Source organism: Mesorhizobium sp. M2A.F.Ca.ET.039.01.1.1 (assembly GCF_003998035.1).
Taxonomy (GTDB): Bacteria; Pseudomonadota; Alphaproteobacteria; order Rhizobiales; family Rhizobiaceae; genus Mesorhizobium.
The window spans coordinates 1-3,814 of sequence record NZ_RZRY01000604.1 but is presented as its reverse complement, the minus strand read 5'-3'; the positions used below and the strand labels follow the sequence as shown (position 1 = coordinate 3,814).

Sequence of the window (3,814 nt, the reverse complement as noted above, 5' to 3'; positions counted from 1 at the left end):
CGACAGAGGCGGCCGAATAGACCTTCTTCCGAGGGAACGACCAAGGTTACCAACAAAAAGGGCCGCATTCGCGGCCAGTTTTTACCAAATTATATTGCTTTACGGTCTATCTTTTCTCCCTACGAGAGAGAAACGAGAAACGCCGTCTTCTCTTATGACTTTCCTTGTTCTGGTGAGGTACGCCAATCGCGGGCGGCGTCGGTGTGATTGCGGTGATTCTTTGCTCGGGCCAAAAGCTCCTGCCTAGTCTTGTCCATGCCTTAGGCGTTCGCCTTGCGCCTCGAGGAAGACTTTTTGACTGGAGCCGCCTTTCTCCCCAAGCCTAGCGATTTCGCGAGCGCTGATCGGGCTGCCGAGTAATTCGGGGCGACCATGGGATAATCTTTTGCCAATCCCCATTTCGTCCGGTATTCATCAGGCGTCATGCCGTGCCTGACTGCAAGGTGGCGCTTAAGTGACTTGTATTTCTGACCGTCTTCCAGGCTGATGATATAATCCGGGTAAATCGACTTTTTGGGATTGACTGCCGGCTTTAGGCTTGGCGCCTCAGGCGGAGTTGCATTTCCAATATTAGACAATGCCGAATTCACACTAGCGATCAAATCCGGCAATCCAGATGCCGGCACCGGGTTCTTCTGGACATAAGCGGAAACGATATCAGCAGTAAGTTCGATGAGATTATTGCCTGATTCCAGGGACATCTTTGTTCTCCTCAATTCCCCCGGGATTCCCATACCCGCCAAATCCGAAATGTGCAATATGCGCGAATATTCTGGCTAAGGGCTGTAGACGCGTAATTTCGCAGCGTTCGCGACTTTCTACTGAGGATAGGTCACGTCGTGGTCTACGTCGCACGGTTGAGGGTGCAAAGAATCCTGTTTCCATTATTTGGCTGGAATAGGCTCAAGCCGGGTCGCACACTTAACCGTAGTGCCAATGCGGCTTAGGTTCTGTGCCCAAGAACATAACTCCGAGCTTGTCCCCTCGGCGCCACTGAACCACTGTTTTATAACCGACCCCATCAGTCGGGATGTAGAGGAGGAATTCATTTGGAACGCGCGCGTCAATTGACACCTGCAGCTCCGCGCCTTGCGAATGCATGTTGCGAACAGTGCACTTGACTTCAGAATTTGAAATACCTGAAAGAATGGACGCTCCTTTGAGAACGCGCCGACGCCGCTGCTCCCTGGATTCTTTTCCCCCATTCATAGAACACCCATCAAGGTAAGATCGGCTCGCATCTGCCACAGCCAGCTTGCGCAGCCGGAGGTCACGCCACAAAATCCGGTAACATTACTGTTGTCGAGTAGCAATGAGGGAAACGGACCCATGTATTACAGTTGCATTGTGAGTTACATTACTCGCTTCCTCGTTCCGCGGGCGGAATTGAAAAGGATTATTAGCGCCGATCGAGCTGCAATCTCGTCTCCCCACGGGATGGCAAACGTATTCTGACGGCCTTGCGTCGTGCCCCAATCGCGAATCTAAGCCTGCAGCCATGCCTGCAGCATGGCCCGGCATGCTGCAGGAGCTTCTCATTCCCGGTCGCACCTCCTTCGACCGGGTGGGACGGCAGGTATGCATTGCACGACGGCCAGGACCGGGAGGAGGCGGCCTGATCGGAGCGGAGTTCCAAGGTTACATCTGGCAGCTGCTCCATGGCGAAACCTTCATTTCCTGGGCTGGTTGTCGTCTGATGTGACGCTCTTGCGTTTAGGCGGGGTTGACGTTCTTCCCTTGTCTGTCGGCCAACGACCTTTCCTGTTGCTGTCTTGCCCGGAGCTGATGACGTTTCTTTTATCCGGCCCAGCCGTCTTGTCCCGTTCCTGCCCGCTCCATTCGCTGCGCTCCCGTGTTGGGGACAATCCGGCCCAGTGGGCCGTCTCCTTTGGAACCGTCCTCCGGGACAGAAACCAGCAACCAAAGGAAAAGACCATGACCAACAGACGCAACTCCGAAACGAAACCCGAGCCGAAATCGCCGCTCTATCACGCCTATACCGTGCGCGACGGCAAGGAAGGCCAGAAGGGCTTCTGGACCCGCATCGGCGCCTTCTTCGCCCATGACGACGGCGAGGGCGGCACGCTCCTCCTCGAGGCCTTGCCCATCGACGGCCGCGTTGTCCTCCGCGCACCGAAGTCCGACGAGTAGGAGGCGGCCATGCAGATCCTCACCCAGAGTCTGCGGGAAAAGCTGCTGGCGAATGGTCGCCAGCAGCAGCCCCTTCGCGGGACGGCACACGAAATCGACTTCGTCCCGGTCGTGAAGCTGTTCACCCCCGACGCCGGCGCGACCTGGCTCCTGACCGAAATCGACCCGGATGATCCGGATATCGCGTTCGGACTATGTGATCTCGGGCTTGGCTGCCCGGAAATGGGCAACGTCAGCCCCTCTGAGCTGTCGGCGCTACGCGGGCAGCTTGGCCTACCTGTCGAGCGGGACCTGTACTTCAGCCCCGACAAGCCGCTGTCGGAATACGCCGACGAGGCTCGGCGACTCGGTCGCATCAAGTCCTGACGATCAAATTGAGGCGGCGCCACCCACATGTGGCGCCGTCTCGATCGTATTGCCAGCGGTGAATTTCGGATAGAGCCGACGGTGCCATGAGCGACAGTCCGATAGCCGTCATTTCTCCGTCACGCCCCTCCGATAGGGGCGTTCGGTATGAAAAAGACGATGCTAATCACCGGGGCGGGCCGCGGAATCGGCGCGCGCTTGCTGCCTTCGCTTTCGAACAGGGCAATGATGTCATTGCGTTAGTGGGCACGAAGGTCAGAGAGGTGGCATCCGGAGAAGTTATCAATGGAGTCGACGTCACCACCAAGAGATGTTGGACCGCGTCGCCGCAGTTCTCAGAGGCCGGCCGATCGATCTCCTGATTAACAGCGCCGGGACTATAGGTCCGGAGCGGCAATCCACCCTCGATATGGACTTCGACGGTTTTCGTCGCGCGTTGGAAGTGAATACGCTGGCACCGTTGCGGGTCGTGCAGGCCTTTGTTCCCAACCTGCGTGCCGCGCGAGACCGTGCTGGCATCGCCCGTATCGTCACGATCTCCAGCCAGATGGCGCGGATGAATTATGCGAAGTCCGATCGGATCGCCTATCGCGCGTCCAAAGCGGCGCTCAACAAGGTGATGCAGGGCTTGGCAACCGATCTCGCCTCCGAGTCGATCACCGTCAGGGTCGTTGATCCCGGATGGGCTCGAACGGAAATGGGCGGAGCCGATGCCACGGTCGAGGTCGCGGACTCTGCGGCAGGTGTCTACGCGCGGGCGTGGGAAACGACCATGGATTTGACTGGGACGTTCGTGGATTATCGAGGCACTCCCGTATCCTGGTAGCTTTCGTGGCACCGTACATCTCGGAGCGGCGTCCGCTGTTGTCAGCCGCCCGTCTTTCCGACGGCAGTGATAGGTGGATGCTTTTATGCTCGGTCTGGCTCGCCCCTTTGAGCTGTCGCGGCATCAGCTATTTACCTGTACGTGGCCGATATCATCCGCACTGAGAGAATCACCCCTGATGACGAGCTGGTTCTGTCGCTCGTTTCCCGGTCCTTGAGCTATTTCCCGAGAACGAAACAACAAGGAGGCGCGCGTGAATGAAGTACGGATATGCGCGGGTCTCGACTGAAGGACAGGGCTTGACCGCCCAGGTCGAGCGGCTCGGGGCCGCAGGCTGTCAGCGAGTTTTATGGAATGGCCCGCCCTCCTTTGAGGCATCGGCTAGGATGCCTGTGTTTGGAAAGCGGAGAAGGACGAGCCATGACGATCATGATGCTGGGAATTGACCTTGGCAAGAACAGCTGCAGCGTT

Annotated in this window: 7 protein-coding genes; 5 read left to right on the top strand and 2 right to left on the bottom strand. The window is 57.6% G+C overall.

Annotation, left to right across the window (positions count from 1 at the left end; genetic code table 11):
• The coding region (locus EOA24_RS42530; RefSeq protein WP_210213618.1) for a hypothetical protein at window positions 1-207 on the top strand (207 nt) is incomplete at its 5' end.
• A 53-nt stretch (window positions 208-260) separates the two neighbouring features.
• Here the strand turns inward: EOA24_RS42530 and EOA24_RS30260 are convergent.
• Together EOA24_RS30260 and EOA24_RS43420 are read right to left on the bottom strand one after the other, a co-directional pair.
• Entirely contained in the window at window positions 261-701 is a 441-nt protein-coding gene (locus EOA24_RS30260) for a MucR family transcriptional regulator (RefSeq protein ID WP_127410395.1), read from the bottom strand.
• A 220-nt stretch (window positions 702-921) separates the two neighbouring features.
• Window positions 922-1,209, bottom strand: coding sequence for a PilZ domain-containing protein (locus EOA24_RS43420; protein ID WP_127410394.1), 288 nt, complete (start codon window positions 1,207-1,209; stop codon window positions 922-924).
• Window positions 1,210-1,935: 726 nt separating this feature from the next.
• Here EOA24_RS43420 and EOA24_RS30250 point away from each other — a divergent pair.
• From EOA24_RS30250 to EOA24_RS30235, 4 genes are all read left to right on the top strand, one after another.
• A complete protein-coding gene (locus tag EOA24_RS30250; RefSeq protein ID WP_127229641.1) occupies window positions 1,936-2,151 on the top strand; it encodes a hypothetical protein in 216 nt (71 codons plus the stop codon).
• Between the two features lie 9 nt (window positions 2,152-2,160).
• Entirely contained in the window at window positions 2,161-2,517 is a 357-nt protein-coding gene (locus tag EOA24_RS30245) for a DUF2958 domain-containing protein (RefSeq protein ID WP_127410393.1), read from the top strand.
• A gap of 310 nt (window positions 2,518-2,827) precedes the next feature.
• The gene (locus tag EOA24_RS30240) at window positions 2,828-3,343 is read left to right on the top strand and encodes an SDR family NAD(P)-dependent oxidoreductase (RefSeq protein WP_127410392.1); all 516 of its coding nucleotides are present in this window, start codon (window positions 2,828-2,830) and stop codon (window positions 3,341-3,343) included.
• Window positions 3,344-3,600: 257 nt separating this feature from the next.
• Window positions 3,601-3,789: a recombinase family protein gene (locus tag EOA24_RS30235; protein ID WP_127410391.1), complete on the top strand. Its 189-nt coding sequence runs from the start codon at window positions 3,601-3,603 to the stop codon at window positions 3,787-3,789.
• Window positions 3,790-3,814: the final 25 nt, after the last annotated feature.

Bases quoted from the DNA above. Each gene is read 5' to 3' on its own strand.
- EOA24_RS30260 (WP_127410395.1), bottom strand. From the start codon at position 701: ATGTCCCTGGAATCAGGCAATAATCTCATCGAACTTACTGCTGATATC.
- EOA24_RS43420 (WP_127410394.1), bottom strand. From the start codon at position 1,209: ATGAATGGGGGAAAAGAATCCAGGGAGCAGCGGCGTCGGCGCGTTCTC.
- EOA24_RS30250 (WP_127229641.1), top strand. From the start codon at position 1,936: ATGACCAACAGACGCAACTCCGAAACGAAACCCGAGCCGAAATCGCCG.
- EOA24_RS30245 (WP_127410393.1), top strand. From the start codon at position 2,161: ATGCAGATCCTCACCCAGAGTCTGCGGGAAAAGCTGCTGGCGAATGGT.
- EOA24_RS30240 (WP_127410392.1), top strand. From the start codon at position 2,828: ATGTTGGACCGCGTCGCCGCAGTTCTCAGAGGCCGGCCGATCGATCTC.
- EOA24_RS30235 (WP_127410391.1), top strand. From the start codon at position 3,601: ATGAAGTACGGATATGCGCGGGTCTCGACTGAAGGACAGGGCTTGACC.